Raw genomic sequence first — 15855 nt, forward strand, 5'->3', positions numbered from 1 at the left:
ATAGATTAGCTTTTGGATACTCAGAATACCCCTGTTCATGCGAAGCTTTGGCATAAAGCTTTTTGGATGTTAGCCTTAGCTAACCTTTTGTTAACGTCTGCTGTTTACATGCAGATAGTTATGGTTCCTTCTTTATTTTCGGCCTTGGGACTATCTTTGGGGCAAGTTGCGTGTGTCTTTGGGGTATATGCCATAGGACTATACGGCTTGGGTGCAAGATGTTCTTACTTGGTTCAGACTTACCGCCGGAATAGGGTTTGTATTAATAGTCTGTTGGGGGTAATCCTTTCGTTAGGTGCTATATGGCTGTTGTCAGAAACAAGTAAGCGATTGCCGGTTGACTTGTATTTTGCGCTCCGCTTAGGTGCGAGTCTGTCATTGGGCGTCTTCTATGGGCTTGCGCAGATGGTTCTGATGTCAACATTGATTATTGACGTGTGCGAATCGTTTAAAAGAACTGAAGCCAATTATGCCGCGGGATGGTTTTCTCGCATGGCACTTTCTTTGGGACCGGTGATGTGTGTGGTGGCGGGAATGCTTGGCGGGGTTCATGTTAGTGAACTTGCCGCTATCGCTTTGGTGGTAGGGGCCTTGTTCTTAGTGTCTTTAGTCAGTTTTCCTTTTAAGGCTCCTGACGATCAAGTGCCTAAAATTAGCTTGGATAGATTCCTTTTGCCGCAGGGATTTGCTCTCTTTTTCAATCAAATAGCAATCTTGTTGGTGGTAGGTATGTTGCTGGCCGGCAATTTTAATTTGGCTTTTTATGGTATGGTCTTTGTGGGGTTACTTCTCGCTATCGTATCAGAGCGTTTGGTTTTTGCGAACGCTGATTTGAAAAGTGAGATCATTACAGGGCATTTTGTTATCATTATAGCTTTATTACTTTTGCTTCTCAAGGGGCAAGATACGTCTGTAAGGATGATTGTACCCGTGCTTATAGGACTGGGAGTGGGGATTATTGGCGCTCGATTCCAACTGTTTTTCATAAAATTGAGCAATCACTGTCAGCGTGGGACGAGTCAAAGCTCTTTCTTCTTAAGCTGGGAATCGGGATTGTTTGGAGGTTTGTCGTTTGGTTATTTCTTGTTAGAATTTCACCCGACTGTGCTATTGAAGGCTGCTATTTTGCTTTCTGTTGTCTCGTTGATTTGCTATCATTTCTATACACATACATGGTATGTGAAAAATAAAAACCGATAATTAGCGTTATCTAAGCAATCGTGTGTAGTATTACTTATAGCGTTACTATAGAAGAATCCGGTGAGGATAAATTCTGATTACTCTTTAAACTAATAGCTTTATATATGGAAAATCTAAAATTGGAAATAAACTATCAGTGTACTCAATTGGAGGAACTGCAGCCGGCAGAGCAAGAATTGATTAACGTCGCCTTGGATGCGACCAATAATTCGTATGCGAAGTACAGCCATTTTTATGTGGGAGCAGCTTTGCGGTTGGCTGATGGTAGAATTGTGGTTGGGGCAAATCAGGAAAACGCGGCATTCCCATCAGGATTGTGTGCGGAGCGTTCGGCTATATTTGCGGCCCAGTCTCAATGCCCTGATCAGGCTATCGTAGAGATTGCCATAGCCGCCCGGAATCACGAAGGATTCCTGAAGAATCCCATCACTCCTTGTGGAGCATGTCGCCAAGTGATGATGGAAATGGAGGATCGGTATGGCAATGACCTGAAGATTTATCTTTATGGAACGAATGGAACTTATATTATTAATTCCGTAAAAGATATGTTGCCGTTCTCTTTTGTTGATAAAAATATGCGGGGATAGCTATGTTCAAACGTCTTGTTGTTTTGGCTTTGCTTGCCGGTGCTTGTGGTTATTCTTTTGCACAAGGTAAAATAAATGAGTTGTCAATGGTTGTTGGCACTTACACTGACACAGAAAGTCATGGTATCTATTCCTTTCGCTTCAACCAAAAGACCGGTAAATGCCATTTGTTAGATTCTTTGTCAATTGTCAATCCTTCATATCTTACCATCAGCAAGGATAGAAAATTTATTTATGCTGTCAGTGAGCTGAGTAATGAGTCGGCCTCTTTAAATTCCATAGAGTTTAATGAGCGTTCAGGGAATATGACTTTAATGAATAATCAATTGACGGGAGGAGCTGACCCGTGTTATGTCGATCTTGGCCATAACTCTGTATTCACGGCTAATTACAGTGGAGGTTCGTTGAGTGTGTTTGCTGTAAAGGAGGATGGTACACTTGCCCCACGGATGCAATTATTTGATGGGCATATAGGTGGTCCGGACAATGTTCGGCAGGCTGCTCCTCACGTTCATTGCGTAAAATTAATGAACGATGGTGTTGTCTTGGCTTCTGATTTTAGTGCGGATCAGATATTAGCTTATCGCCTGAATCATGAAGATGGCCGCTTACAATACATCGGAGTAGCCGCTAAAATGCAAAAGGATTCAGGTCCACGACATATTATCCAATCGCCTGATGGGCAGCACGTATATGTCATGAGTGAGCTGTCTGATGCGGTATCTGTATTTAAATATAATGCAGGTCGTTTGGAGTTTATGCAGTCTTTGCCATCAAATACGTTACATGCAAGGGGTGGGGCAGACATTCATATCGCCCCTAATGGTCGTTGTCTTTATGCAAGCAGTCGTTTGAAAGGGGATGGTATTTCTATATTTAAGGTACTTAGCGATGGTAAATTAGAAAGAATAGGGTATCAGTTGACCGGTATCCATCCACGTAATTTCAATATAACGCCTAATGGAAAGTATTTGTTGGTGGCTTGTCGGGATAGTAATGTAATAGAAGTATATAGAATTAATCGTAAAACCGGCATGCTTACGAATACCCATAAACCGATAGTCTTACCGCATCCGGTGTGTATTCAATTTGCACATCCATAAATACAAAAGAAAAAGGAACCAAATATTGGTTCCTTTTTTATGAGGTGTCTAGCGGAGTCGAACCGCTCTACACGGTTTTGCAGACCGTTACCTAACCGCTCGGTTAAGACACCAAATATTTATGTTCCCGTTAGTCGGGGCGACAGGATTCGAACCTGCGGCCGCCTGGTCCCAAACCAGGAGCGCTACCGGGCTGCGCTACACCCCGATTATTCCTAATTGAGGTCATTCCTAAATTGCGAGTGCAAAGATATACTTTTTTTTTATATTGGCCAAATTTTTCTATCGTTTTTTGTGCAATATTGTGTTGACTATTGTATTCTTGTTTGAGAATATTCTGTTTAGTGTTATGGTCTGAACATATCATTCTTTTAAAATACAGCAGATAAAAAGCCTTGTATGGCTATTCTTTTGTGGCCTTTGTTTCCGTAGTAATTTGATTATTAGCATGAATTTGTGCTTTTTCTGCAGCCGCTTGTGCGTATTTGTTTGCCTCTCTGTCTTCCGATGTAATTCTCATTGTGTGGGCTGCGGCAATCAAGTCCTTAACAACTTCGCCTCCGAGGATGATCCCTGCGGCGGCAGGAACAAAGGCGTTGCTTGCCGGGACAGTTCGGCGTTCCGCTTGTTTTTCCATATCGTTATCAGCATAAGCGCCATCATTAGGAGTGGGGATGGTAGTTTCTTCTATTGGACGTAAAGGTTCTTCCTTGCTATATACGACTTTTAGCTTTGGTATATTTAATTTGCGGAGTTTCTTGCGAATGATTTTAGCCAAGGGGTCCATTTGCGTTTTATTGATGTCGGCAATCTCGAAAGCTGTTGGGTCGAGTTTGTTGGCGGCGCCCATACTTGATATGATGGGGATATGAAGGCTGTGGCAGCGCTTGATGAGTTCTATTTTCGCGGTGATAGTATCTATACAATCTACTACATAATCATATTTAGATAGATCTATTTCATCCGCATTTTGTGGTAAATAGAACATCTGATATTTGTGTACAATACATTCTTTGTTAATATCATGTATGCGTTCTTCTGCAACATCTACCTTATATCTCCCGATAGTAGACTGTAAGGCGATAATTTGTCGATTGATATTGGTTATACAAACACGGTCATTATCGATTATTGCTAACTCGCCGACGCCACTGCGGGCCAGTACTTCTACAACATGTCCACCAACACCTCCGATTCCAAAAATAGCTACTCGGGCTCCCTTTAGCGTGTCGAGAGCAGGCTTTCCAAATAATAGTTGCGTGCGTGAAAATTGATTCTGCATTTTACTCTTGATAAAAACAATATAATTTAGAGGCTGCAAAAATACAATATTTTTTTATTAAATATGGGCCAATAGCGCTATACTTATGGCTTCATACATATATGAGATCACTCATTATCATGTCGCTTATGAAAATGCCTTCTGCCGTTAATGCGAGGTGATTGTTATGTATGGTCAATTGGTTTGCCTTAATATAAGGAGCACTCTCACGTAACAGATAATCATATAATTCGTAATTAAAGTTTTTCTTGAACCATTCAAGGTTAATGCCTTCTTTTGTACGGAGAACTGTTGTTATACAATCATTGTATCTTGTGGGTTCGTCTAAAGTCTCGATTTCAAGAGGTAATATCCCTTTGGATATGCTGTTCATATAAGTTTTCAGGTCTGCAATGTTCCATTTTCGAGTTTCTCCGTCATAGCTATGGGCCGCTGCTCCTATTCCTAAATAGGGAATAGAATGCCAATAGCTTGAGTTATGCTTTGACCGAAAGGATATAGCAGTACCATCTAATGCTGTTGCTGTTTTGGCGAAATTACTGATTTCATAGTGCTCAAAGCCATTTTCAGAAAGTTTTTTGACGAGTAGTTCATACATCTGAAGGCTTAATTCTTCGTCGATGTCCGTAATGATTCCTGATTTGCGCATGCGATGTAAAGGAGTGCCTTCCTCATACGACAAGCTATAGGCTGAAATATGTTGTATGTTTAGCTTTAATGCTTCGTCTATATCTGCCTCCCAATCAGCGAGTTGTTCTGAAGGAAAACCAAATATAAGGTCAATGCTGATATTTGTAATTCCTGCGTTTCTCAATCTCTCTACAGCCTTGTAAACTTCTTCTTTGGTATGTCGACGACGCAGGAACTTCAGCCGTTCGTTGCTAAAAGTCTGCACACCCATAGACACTCTGTTGATAGGCAGGTTGGCAAGGCAATCAGCAAACTCGGTCGTTATGTCGTCAGGATTGCATTCGATGGTTACTTCCATATCAGAAGCTGTACTGAACGAGCTCTTTATTTTTTGAAAAAGTTGTTGTAGATGGGCCGGTGAGAGAAGGCTGGGAGTCCCTCCGCCAAGATAAATCGTTTGGATAGTATCAACCTCTTTTCGCCTTAAATCAATCTCCTTGCACAAAGTATCGACGTATTGGTTGGAGAGCTGGAGAGAGGTGGTGCTATAGAATGAGCAGTATATACATCTGCTGGCACAAAAGGGAATATGAATATAAAGACCGGCCATTTATATAATGTGTAAAGTTAAGAGAGCTTTGCAAAATTCATACAAATTTACTAATATGTTTTAAAACTGCCCTCTTTTTAGCTTAATTCTTTGGGCTATGTGGTGAAAAATAGTATCTTAGGCGTCAACAAAAAGCAACTGTTGGAAGCTCGTATTAGGCAAAGCGGTTGCGGCCATGAACAAATATTACTAACACTTTAAATCTTTTGATATGAGAGTTTATCAAACAAATGAGATTAAAAACATTGCATTGCTTGGCAGTGCGGGCAGCGGCAAGACAACTCTTGCCGAAAGTATGTTATTTGAAGCTGGCATTATCAAGCGTCGGGGAAGTGTGGAAGGCAAAAACACAGTAAGCGACTATTTCCCGGTTGAGCTTGAATATGGCTACTCGGTGTTCCCCACGGTATTTCATGTAGAGTGGAACAACAAGAAGCTAAATATTATTGATTGTCCCGGAAGTGATGACTTTATCGGTGGTGCCATTACTTCCATGAACGTAACCGACCAAGCCGTTATCCTTATTAACGGCCAATATGGTCCGGAAGTGGGCACACAAAACAATTTCAGATATACAGAAAAACTCCAAAAACCGGTTATTTTCTTAATTAATCAACTTGATTCCGATAAATGTGATTTTGACTCCATTATCGCTACCATGCAGGATATTTATGGACCGAAGTGCGTTCAAGTGCAATATCCCGTGAGCACCGGAGCCGGTTTTAATTCCATTATTGACGTGCTGATTATGAAGAAACTCTCATGGTCGGCTGACGGAGGAGAGCCTAAGCGTGAGGAAATTCCCGCCGAGGAAATGGATAAAGCCATGGAACTACATAAGGCTTTGGTTGAGGCTGCCGCGGAAAATGACGAGGGATTGATGGAGAAATTCTTTGAGTCAGAAACGCTTACAGAGGATGAGTTACGTGAGGGTATTCGCAAGGGACTTGTCACTCGTTCAATCTTCCCAGTGTTCTGTGTTTGCGCAGGCAAGGATATGGGTGTTCAACGCCTGATGGAATTCCTTGGTAATGTTGTGCCTTTCGTGAGCGAAATGCCCAAACTCCATAATACACGTGGTGAGGAAATCGTTCCCGATTGTACCGGTCCGGAAAGTTTGTATTTCTTTAAGACCGGTATGGAGCCCCATATTGGTGAGGTGAGCTACTTCAAAGTAATGAGCGGTAGTGTGAAACCGGGCGACGACCTTGTCAATTCCGATAGGGGAAGCCGTGAGCGCATGGGACAGATTTATGCTTGTGCGGGAGCCAACCGTGTAGCTGTGGACCAGTTGATGGCCGGTGACATTGGTTGTACGGTGAAGTTGAAAGACGTGAAAACGGGCAATACGCTTAACGGTAAGGATGTAGAGTGGCGCTTTGATTTCATTAAATATCCTAACTCTAAGTACAGTAGAGCCATCAAGGCCGACAATGTGCAAGATACAGAGAAGATGATGGCCGCCATCTTAAAGATGCGTCAGGAAGATCCCACATGGGTAGTTGAGCAGTCAAAGGAATTGCGCCAGACTATTGTTCATGGTCAAGGAGAGTTCCATCTGCGTACATTGAAATGGCGATTGGAAAATAATGAGAAGTTGCATGTCAGCTTTGGTGAGCCTAAAATTCCTTATCGTGAAACGATTACCAAGAGCGCGAAGGCTGAATATCGCCATAAGAAACAGAGTGGTGGTGCCGGTCAGTTTGGCGAAGTACACCTGATTGTAGAGCCTTACGCTGAAGGCATGCCTGATCCCGTGAACTATAAGTTTGGTGATCAGGAGTTCAAGATGAATATCAAGGGTAAAGAAGTCGTTGATTTGGAGTGGGGTGGCAAGCTCGTATTCATCAACTCGGTTGTTGGTGGTGCCATTGACGCACGCTTCATGCCGGCTATCTTGAAGGGTATTATGGACTGCATGGAACATGGACCGTTGACCGGCAGCTACGCCCGTGACGTTCGTGTCATTGTATTTGATGGCAAGATGCACCCCGTTGATAGCAACGAGCTTTCTTTCATGTTAGCAGCAAGACATGCTTTTGCCGACGCGTTTAAGTTGGCCGGACCAAAAATTCTTGAGCCTATCTATGATTTAGAGGTTTATGTGCCGTCTGATTTCATGGGCGATGTAATGAGTGATTTACAAGGCCGTCGAGCCCTTATCATGGGAATGGATAGTGAAGCCGGTTATCAAAAGCTACAAGCTAAGATTCCACTCAAGGAATTGGCTAACTATTCGATAAGCCTCAGCTCTCTGACCGGTGGTCGGGCTTCGTTCACAACCAAGTTTGCCAGCTACGAGCTTGTGCCCAATGACATTCAAGGTAAGCTGATTGCTGAGCACGAAGCTGAGCAGAAAGACGAAGACTAACGATTTACTTAATCGCAAAGGCGATTGAAAACATACAAGGGCCGCACCGCAATAGATTTGCGATGCGGCCTTTTTCATATCTTTATGTGGTAGAGTAAATAGGATAGATAACCACCGGAATAAGTTGAGAATTTATTTTACAAAAGGTCGAAAATCTCTGCGTTATTTTTGGAATAAAATGATTTGGCCGCAAATAATGGAATCTGACAAAACTTTGTAATCCTTTTGGTATTAGTTACTTATTTGATTTTGTCTGTGATTCGGATTTGTTTTGAGCGCTTATTTTGTTTATTTTCTACATTTCAAAGCATTGCTTTTGTGAGGTAGAAGTTGTGCTTTGGGTAGACGAAAGGGCTGTAATTGCTTTTTAAGAGGGTGCCAATTGGTAAAGCGGGATTGTTTTTCCGGCTTTCTAACTTGCTAAAAATGGCTTTTCATTTCTAAATGGATGATTTTTCCATGCGCTTTTTTCGTATAGTTTTCTTTACAAAATAACCATGCTTGGCGGTATGATTTTTATTGTGTTGACAGACTTTTTACAGTGCTATTTTATATATTGAGCATATAAAACGCCTATAATTGGAATATTAGTTGTATATTTTGAACGAAAAACTCCTTGTTTGGTTAAATATTGCAAAATCAAGTTTGAATATTAACACAATATTGTTAATGTATTAAGGTTTTTCCTATCTTTGTCACAACAACTAAAAGTTTAAATAAAATATACCTTATGAAGCAACGAACTATTTGGACCATCGCCATTATTATGGGACTTTCGTTTTTGGCGCTTCTTTATCTCCAGCTTAATTACATACAGGAGATGGCAAGCATGAAGAAGGAGCAATTTGACGAGAGTGTGATGCGTGCCCTTTATCAAGCTTCGAGAAATTTGGAACTGAATGAGACCCTACGATATTTGGAGAAGGATGTAAACGAAACCGAACGTAAGGCTTTCAGGCAGGACTCTGTAGGGACTCGCTCCGGAGCGTTGGGCAATGACGGCACGATTCAGCAGTCACACTCCTATGCCGTGGCCGGGAAGGACGGTACCATTTATTCCTCTTTTCAACTGAAAACCATCGAGACCCGTCCCGCACAGCGTCCTAAAGCGATGATATTGAAGAGCGACAAGAATTCTATTTCCGAGGCTTCAAAGTCGCTTCAGGAAATAGTGAAGAACCGATATGTCTATCAGAAAGCATTGTTGGATGAGGTGGTTTATTCTATCCTCTACTCCGCAAGTGACAAACCCTTGAAAGAGCGTATTAATTTTAAGCTGCTCGATCAAGATTTGAAAGCCGAAATGATTAACAATGGCGTGAATATTCCCTATCATTTTACGGTTTGTACGCAAGATGGACGCGAAGTTTACAGATGTCCGGACTATACGGCCGAAGGTGAGGAAAACGTCTATTCTCAACCTCTGTTTAGGAATGACCCGTCATCAAAAATGGGTGTTGTCAGGGTTCATTTCCCGGATATGGGTAGTTATATCTTCTCGTCAGTGAAGTTCATGATTCCCAGTATCGTCTTTACTTTTGTGCTGTTGGTCACTTTTATTTTCACAATCGTGGTCGTTTTCCAGCAAAAGCGCTATACGGAAATAAAGAATGACTTTATCAATAACATGACCCACGAGCTCAAGACGCCTATTGCCAGTATCTCCTTGGCCGCGCAAATGCTGAATGACAAGAGCGTGAGCAAGAGTGAGAGCATGATGGCCCATTTGGGTGGAGTCATCAATGATGAGAGTAAGCGGTTGAGATTTTTGGTAGAAAAGGTACTACAGATGTCAATGTACGACCGCAAAAAGGCTGTCTTGAAAAAGAAACAGTTTGATCTAAACGAGATGGTGGAGAATATTGGCAACTCTTTCACCCTGCGAGTGGAGCATACCGGTGGAAAAGTTTATACCGACATAGCGGCTGTCGACTCAACCATTTATGTGGATGAGATGCACTTTCAGAATGTCATATTCAATTTACTTGACAATGCCGTTAAATACAGAAAGCCCGAAGAGCCGCTCAATGTTTATCTTAAGACATGGAATCAGGGAAATTTTGTCTATCTGTCGGTGAAAGATACCGGTATCGGTATCAAGCGCGATAACCTGAAAAAGGTGTTTGATAAGTTCTATCGAGTACACACGGGTAACGTTCACGACGTGAAAGGTTTCGGCTTAGGACTGGCCTATGTCAAGAAGATGGTCGATCTGCATGATGGTGAAATCAAGGTCGATAGCGAGTATGGTAAAGGTACGAAGTTCACGGTAAAACTGCCCTTTGTGGCTGACGTATGAAAGAAAGGATGGCAGCTTGCAAACAATAATATAAACATTTAATTAATATAATTATGGAAGAAAAATTGAAAATCTTGTTGTGCGAAGATGATGAGAACTTAGGTATGTTGCTTCGCGAATATCTTCAGGCCAAAGGCTTTGTAGCAACACTTTGCCCCGATGGTGAACTTGGTTACAGAGAGTTCATGAAGAGTAAATTTGATATTTGCGTGTTGGATGTGATGATGCCGAAGAAAGACGGTTTCACATTGGCACAGGAAATACGTCAGGCTAATGCGGAAATCCCTATTATCTTCCTTACGGCCAAGACATTAAAGGACGATATTTTGGAGGGATTCAAGATAGGTGCCGATGATTATATCACTAAACCATTCTCAATGGAGGAATTGGTATTCCGTATTGAGGCTATCCTCCGCCGTGTTCGTGGTAAGAAGAATAAGGAATCAACGTTGTATCATATAGGCCGTTTCACCTTTGACACGCAAAAGCAGCTATTGTCGATAGGTGATAAGCAAACAAAGTTGACAACCAAGGAGAACGAACTTTTGGCACTTCTCTGCTCTCATGCCAACGAGATTTTGCAGCGCGATTTCGCACTCAAGACCATTTGGATAGATGATAACTATTTCAATGCCCGCTCAATGGACGTTTATATCACCAAGCTGCGTAAGCATTTGAAGGATGATGATCAGATAGAGATTATCAATATCCATGGTAAGGGCTACAAGCTCATTACACCTGAAGAAGTGTAAGTTTGATAGATAAGATGTAATTTATTGATATTACCTTAAAATAAAGAAGGCTCTCATAAAAATATGAGAGCCTTCTTTGTTAATATGCTTTTGGCGGTAAAGTGTATAATGCGTGTTTGGAATGACGCAAGTATCAACATGCAGGAGCAGGATTCCTAAAAGTTGGGGTTAAAACTTTTGCGTCCACCTTTCCGCCCTTTGGTTTTAGTATTACCGGAAGTCGGCTGGATGGAAGTTTCGTTCTGACGGCGTACGTGTCTGGCCTTAGAGCGCCTGCCTGCGTCTTTTGCCGGAGAGAAAGCCTCAGTGTTCCCTTTTCGTCCGGCCGGGGCGCCCGGTCCGTATGTCCTGCGACGGGGCATTCCGTGGTATAGACGCTCTATCAGGTCGGCTCTTCCTATACGTTTCAACTCCTTTTCTATGTTGTCGCGCTCTTCAGGCTTGTACCAAAAGAAGAATTGACGCTGCTTTAACTTCTCATTAGGCGTCTTGGCGGAGAATATAGGTTCAAGCGTGTAAGGATTGTATCCCGTGTACCACATTTCAGTAGCTATGGTGAGCGGCGTCGGTGTGAAGTCTTGAATCTGCTCCAAGTGGAAATCCAAATCCTTAGTTTTTACCGCCAAATCGGCCATGTCTTCCTCATGACAGCCGGGATGACTACTGATGAAATAGGGGATAAGCTGCTCTTTCAAGTTGTATTCGGCATTGATTCTGTCAAAGATTCGCTTGAATTCATAGAACTGGTTGAACGATGGCTTTCTCATGAGCTTTAAAACGTTTTCGCTCGTATGCTCCGGTGCCACTTTCAAACGACCGCTTACGTGGCTGCAAATCAGTTCTTTGGTGTATTGTTTGGCGGCCTCGTTTACTTTTTCATCTTTGCTCTTATGCAGGAGAATGTCGTATCTGACACCGCTGCCGATAAAACTTTTCTTGATTCCCGGCAAGGCGTCCACGCTGTGGTAAATATCCAAAATCTTACTGTGGTCGGTATTCAGGTTGGGACAAACTTGCGGATGAATGCACGAGGGGCGTTTGCATTTTTCGCAAATGGCATGATTCTTACCGCCCATGCCATACATGTTGGCCGAAGGGCCACCCAAGTCGGACAGATAGCCTTTGAAATCGGGCATGGCTATGACTTGCTTTACCTCTTTCAATATGCTCTCTTTGCTTCTGCAAACAACAAATTTTCCTTGATGAGCTGATATGGTACAAAAGGCACAGCCGCCAAAACAACCACGATGAATATTCACCGAGAATTTTATCATATCGAAAGCCGGAATACGTTTGCCTTTGTATTTGGGGTGGGGAAGTCGGGTGTAAGGTAGGTCAAACGAAGCGTCCAAATCATCTGAAGTCATGGTAGGATAGGGAGGATTTACAACCGCCCACTTCTTATCCACGGCTTGTAGAAGTCTTTGTGCGTGTATTTTGTTCGATTCTTCTTCTATATGCCGTACGTTCTCAGCTTGTGATTTCTTGTTTTCCACACACTCTTCATGGCTGTGGAGCACGATGTCCGTATCGGTAATGCCATTGGGAATATCCTTCTCATTGCATAGAAAAACCGTTTGGGGAATATCCCTTATGGTGGTGATTGGCTCACCGGTCTCCAGCCGTTTTGCCAAATCAATGATACCCTTTTCACCCATGCCATAGATAATGAGGTCGGCGCCGGATTCGCATAAGATACATTTCTTGAGCTTATCCTGCCAATAATCATAATGGGTCAGACGCCTCATTGAGGCTTCAATGCCGCCCAATGCCACGGGAACATCGGGAAACAATTGTTTCAATATTCGGGTATATACAATGGAAGGGTAATCCGGACGAAGCCCATGTCGGGCGTCTGGGCTGTATGCGTCATCGCTACGGCGCCTGCGGTTAGCCGTGTAGTGATTGACCATAGAGTCCATAGCTCCCGGCGAGACTCCGAAGAAAAGGCGTGGACGGCCTAATTTTTTGAAATCCCGAAAATCACCGTGCCAATCAGGTTGAGGAACAATGGCGACCTTATAGCCATGTGCTTCCAAGACTCTGCCTATGACTGCGGCACCAAAAGCCGGATGATCTATGTAGGCGTCGCCTGAAAACAAGATGACATCCAGCTGGTCCCATCCTCTAAGATCGCATTCTTTTCGTGTGGTTGGCAGGAAGTCTGTCAACATCATTCGGCGTTTCCTCCTGCTTCTGTATTTTCCTCTTTCCAGTCAATATAAAGGCGTACAAGGTGTTCTAAGCCACATGCTTTCATATTACTATTGTAGATAACATCAAGACATAAGTCGAGCAAATCTTTTTGATTTCCGTTCTCTGATTCTAATAAAGCTCTGATGTTAAGGCGGAGCTTGTCTAAAATAGCTTCGTCGATGATTCCGTTGCTGTCTACTAAATTGCGAAGCAATTGGTATTTATCGAGGGTTGCCAGATGTTCGTCTGTCACTTCGATACTTCTCGTTCCTGTTTTGTTAGCTTGTATTTTATACATACTTGTTATTATTTATAATGGTTAGTGTTTATGTTTGTTCTTGGGTTCCACGGCTTCTTGCCGAGGGAGGGCATAGCGTAGCAGTCCTTCCATGATAGATTTGCGTACCGATCGAGCGGTTATCGTCTCAAATGGAAATCCTAAGGCTATGGCTGTATAATCAGGACTTTGGTAACTGACGGCCGCACTTGTGGAGTCGCTGTACATCATGATACTTTGGGGACGGAATGGTCCTTGTGTATAGACAGTGTCCGGAACTAATATGTCAGTGGATGTAGCGGCGTAGTGGTCTTTATTAAGTTGCCTATATATGTCGAAATTCATGTTTAGACCATGAATCATAGAACTTTCCGTATCTCTGTTTCTCCCCTCGTATTGTATTTTGAACAATTGCTGGAGAAAAGCTCTCTCGCTCGCCTTTGTCATGTCAGTTCCTATGTATGCTCCGCTTACCAATAAGCCCTTGGAAGCTGTTGCGTAGGCCAATAACTTCCGTTGGAGCATGGGAGAAAATGTCTTATAATGTTTTAGCGCATGTGGCATGTTTCTTTGCAGGCCGAGCATGAGGTCTATAAAGGCATATTTGTTTAAGTCTACAAGCCCATTTTCGACAGCTTCCATTGTTGCGCTTTCTACATTATATTCGTGCAAGGCTGACATGGCGTCGGCATGAACCATAACGTCGTCATATTGATTGCCCATTATAAATTTTCCACCCAGCCATTGGGCGGTCATTCCATAGCTGACACCCGGATCTTCGTTTAAATCAAATCGCTTCTCATTTTGATTTTTGATTACGGCCGGTCCTGACAAGCGTGTGAAGCCATCTATAATGAGTATTTTACTTGTAGCTTGGGAATGATAGATTGCTGACAGCACGGAAGATGGAAAACTTTCGCCCCCTCGATTGACAGCGGTAACTTTAAAATTATATTGTTTGCCGGGTGTCAATTGTAATTGCATTTCAGGTTGTGTCACGAGAACGCCATTATTAAAGCCAGACTCACCTTCGGCAATATAGACATTGTAAGAAGTTGGGACTGCGGTTGGTTCCAATTTGTCGGTCGTAGGCTTCCATGATAGTGTGGCTGTACCATCATGTATTTCTATCTTAAAGTCTTTGGGAGCCAATGGCTGCACTATACTTGGTCTGCCGTGGTTATCATTGATGAATCTTAGTATGGACTTATAGATAGACCGTGCCATCGTAAAGCGGAAGTTGGGATCCTCGCCAAGAATCATGTCTTCAAAGTTTTGGTGGGACATGGTTTCCAGTATGGCTGAGGGAATTTCGGGAGATCGGGTTTCCGCATAGTTACGGTCCCACAGATAGCGACGGTTCCATCTGCCATAAGTAGAGAGTAAATCACGGTCTAATCCATCGAGTATGCGTTGGGCAAAGTCCAAAGATAATTCTCGGGAAACTCCGGATGCAAACACGCCATCATTGATTTCTGTTGTGCATACGGCCAAGGAACCAATCAAACCATTAGGCTCTGCCGATATGCCTGCATCGCTATGGATGGCCAAGGCAAGCTCAATGGGAACCTTTAAGCCTTCTGATGTTGGATTGAAGCAGGAGCCTCCTGATAGCCAATTGGTCATAAGGGGGCGTGTGTTTATATCGTCCCCATAATCGTCAAGGCCATTTTTACTGGCATATACCTTGTAGGGGGCTCCGGCCCATTGGGCAGAATACCTTGCTCCTTCTATGGCCCGGGGTAATCCGCTGATGGCTCCACTTCTTTGGATGTTTCCCATTCCACCTCCAAATCTTACGGCGTCAGCAGTAACGACGCCCTTGTTGTTAGAAGCATTGGTCAGAACAACATTGTTGGCAGACGAGCAGCCTTGGTCAAATTTATATGTTCCAAGGTACACCCATGTGCCACCACCCATCTGTTGGTTGACTTTATAGGTTGTTTTTTGTCCCTGATGGGTTATAATATATTCTGCGTCAGAAATACTATTGGGGAGTGATTGATAGCTGACATATACTGCGTAATTCCCTGCGGATTGGAATCTTGGCTGATAAGTAATAGTGGAAGCATGCTTACTTCTTGTTGTTTTTGCGTATTTGGCCGTTCCTTGTGTAAATGGATTTTCACCATCTGTATAAGCACCCGCATGGAAAGTAAAGCCATTTTGTTGAGTGTTTTGCCATTTTTCAGAGTGATTTGTTTCGGTATATGTGCCTTGTGTGATAGGTGAAGATGGTTCTGTGGGATTGTCATTATCTATGATAATCTCATCTTCCTGCCAATCGCGCTCTCGTGGAGAAAAGACAATGGCTCCACTATTTTGAAGCATGGGTATTAAATAAGGTACCACTATTGTTTGAGTAAAAAGGTCTTCGGCAGTCTCAAATAATAAGGGGCGTTGGAATTTCCAAAAGCCTTTGTTTTGGTCAAAGTATCTTCCATGGCTTGCCCAAAGACTTAGGTGTCTGTTCTGTAGCCCATTCGTAATTGCAAATGGAATATCTTTTTTTTCTACCCAAGGGATACCATTATATTCAATGTGGCCC

The 15855-nt window shown here is 42.9% G+C and carries 11 protein-coding genes and 2 tRNA genes; 6 read left to right on the top strand and 7 right to left on the bottom strand.

Annotated elements, in window-relative coordinates:
• Positions 1 to 12 precede the first annotated feature (12 nt).
• The 3 genes from VIR50_RS06270 (at position 13) to VIR50_RS06280 (ending at position 2890) form a co-directional block, all read left to right on the top strand.
• Positions 13 to 1200: an MFS transporter gene (locus tag VIR50_RS06270; protein ID WP_331934282.1), complete on the top strand. Its 1188-nt coding sequence runs from the start codon at positions 13 to 15 to the stop codon at positions 1198 to 1200.
• Positions 1201 to 1304: 104 nt separating this feature from the next.
• Positions 1305 to 1787, top strand: coding sequence for a cytidine deaminase (cdd, locus tag VIR50_RS06275; protein WP_331934283.1), 483 nt, complete (start codon positions 1305 to 1307; stop codon positions 1785 to 1787).
• Positions 1788 to 1789: 2 nt separating this feature from the next.
• Positions 1790 to 2890, top strand: a complete 1101-nt coding sequence (locus VIR50_RS06280; protein ID WP_331934284.1) for a lactonase family protein — start codon at positions 1790 to 1792, stop codon at positions 2888 to 2890.
• A 42-nt stretch (positions 2891 to 2932) separates the two neighbouring features.
• On the opposite strand, the gene VIR50_RS06285 is transcribed toward VIR50_RS06280, so the two are convergent.
• The 4 genes from VIR50_RS06285 to hemW all read right to left on the bottom strand — a co-directional run bounded on the left by VIR50_RS06285 (position 2933) and on the right by hemW (position 5412).
• A tRNA-Cys gene (locus VIR50_RS06285) sits at positions 2933 to 3003 on the bottom strand.
• Between the two features lie 21 nt (positions 3004 to 3024).
• Positions 3025 to 3098 (bottom strand) — tRNA-Pro (locus VIR50_RS06290).
• Between the two features lie 195 nt (positions 3099 to 3293).
• Complete coding sequence (locus tag VIR50_RS06295) at positions 3294 to 4172, bottom strand: tRNA threonylcarbamoyladenosine dehydratase (protein ID WP_331934285.1); 879 nt, start codon at positions 4170 to 4172, stop codon at positions 3294 to 3296.
• 91 nt (positions 4173 to 4263) lie between these two features.
• Complete coding sequence (gene hemW, locus VIR50_RS06300) at positions 4264 to 5412, bottom strand: radical SAM family heme chaperone HemW (protein WP_331934286.1); 1149 nt, start codon at positions 5410 to 5412, stop codon at positions 4264 to 4266.
• Between the two features lie 211 nt (positions 5413 to 5623).
• Between hemW and VIR50_RS06305 the strand changes: the two genes are divergently transcribed.
• The 3 genes from VIR50_RS06305 to VIR50_RS06315 all read left to right on the top strand — a co-directional run bounded on the left by VIR50_RS06305 (position 5624) and on the right by VIR50_RS06315 (position 10834).
• The gene (locus VIR50_RS06305; protein ID WP_331934287.1) at positions 5624 to 7783 is read left to right on the top strand and encodes an elongation factor G; all 2160 of its coding nucleotides are present in this window, start codon (positions 5624 to 5626) and stop codon (positions 7781 to 7783) included.
• A 730-nt stretch (positions 7784 to 8513) separates the two neighbouring features.
• Positions 8514 to 10082, top strand: a complete 1569-nt coding sequence (locus VIR50_RS06310; RefSeq protein ID WP_331934288.1) for a sensor histidine kinase — start codon at positions 8514 to 8516, stop codon at positions 10080 to 10082.
• A gap of 53 nt (positions 10083 to 10135) precedes the next feature.
• Positions 10136 to 10834 carry a response regulator transcription factor RprY gene (locus VIR50_RS06315; RefSeq protein WP_331934289.1) on the top strand — a complete coding sequence of 233 codons (699 nt, stop codon included), beginning with the start codon at positions 10136 to 10138 and terminating at the stop codon, positions 10832 to 10834.
• A gap of 155 nt (positions 10835 to 10989) precedes the next feature.
• On the opposite strand, the gene VIR50_RS06320 is transcribed toward VIR50_RS06315, so the two are convergent.
• The 3 genes from VIR50_RS06320 to VIR50_RS06330 are packed head-to-tail and all read right to left on the bottom strand — an operon-like array spanning position 10990 to position 15638.
• Entirely contained in the window at positions 10990 to 13011 is a 2022-nt protein-coding gene (locus VIR50_RS06320; protein WP_331934290.1) for a YgiQ family radical SAM protein, read from the bottom strand.
• Positions 13008 to 13328, bottom strand: a complete 321-nt coding sequence (locus VIR50_RS06325) for a hypothetical protein (RefSeq protein WP_331934291.1) — start codon at positions 13326 to 13328, stop codon at positions 13008 to 13010. The genes VIR50_RS06320 and VIR50_RS06325 overlap by 4 nt, the downstream gene beginning before the upstream one ends.
• Before the next feature lie 21 nt (positions 13329 to 13349).
• Positions 13350 to 15638 (bottom strand): golvesin C-terminal-like domain-containing protein, encoded by a 2289-nt coding sequence (locus VIR50_RS06330; RefSeq protein ID WP_331934292.1) that lies wholly within the window; start codon positions 15636 to 15638, stop codon positions 13350 to 13352.
• Positions 15639 to 15855: the final 217 nt, after the last annotated feature.

This window comes from Prevotella sp., from assembly GCF_036570325.1.
Classification (GTDB): Bacteria; Bacteroidota; Bacteroidia; order Bacteroidales; family Bacteroidaceae; genus Prevotella.

What these genes read in the sequence shown, in the direction of transcription:
- VIR50_RS06330 (WP_331934292.1), bottom strand. Translation starts at nt 15,638, where the DNA reads ATGCTTCAAAATAGTGGAGCCATTGTCTTTTCTCCACGAGAGCGCGAT.
- hemW (WP_331934286.1), bottom strand. Translation starts at nt 5,412, where the DNA reads ATGGCCGGTCTTTATATTCATATTCCCTTTTGTGCCAGCAGATGTATA.
- VIR50_RS06295 (WP_331934285.1), bottom strand. Translation starts at nt 4,172, where the DNA reads ATGCAGAATCAATTTTCACGCACGCAACTATTATTTGGAAAGCCTGCT.
- VIR50_RS06315 (WP_331934289.1), top strand. Translation starts at nt 10,136, where the DNA reads ATGGAAGAAAAATTGAAAATCTTGTTGTGCGAAGATGATGAGAACTTA.
- VIR50_RS06325 (WP_331934291.1), bottom strand. Translation starts at nt 13,328, where the DNA reads ATGTATAAAATACAAGCTAACAAAACAGGAACGAGAAGTATCGAAGTG.
- VIR50_RS06310 (WP_331934288.1), top strand. Translation starts at nt 8,514, where the DNA reads ATGAAGCAACGAACTATTTGGACCATCGCCATTATTATGGGACTTTCG.
- VIR50_RS06305 (WP_331934287.1), top strand. Translation starts at nt 5,624, where the DNA reads ATGAGAGTTTATCAAACAAATGAGATTAAAAACATTGCATTGCTTGGC.
- cdd (WP_331934283.1), top strand. Translation starts at nt 1,305, where the DNA reads ATGGAAAATCTAAAATTGGAAATAAACTATCAGTGTACTCAATTGGAG.
- VIR50_RS06280 (WP_331934284.1), top strand. Translation starts at nt 1,790, where the DNA reads ATGTTCAAACGTCTTGTTGTTTTGGCTTTGCTTGCCGGTGCTTGTGGT.
- VIR50_RS06320 (WP_331934290.1), bottom strand. Translation starts at nt 13,011, where the DNA reads ATGATGTTGACAGACTTCCTGCCAACCACACGAAAAGAATGCGATCTT.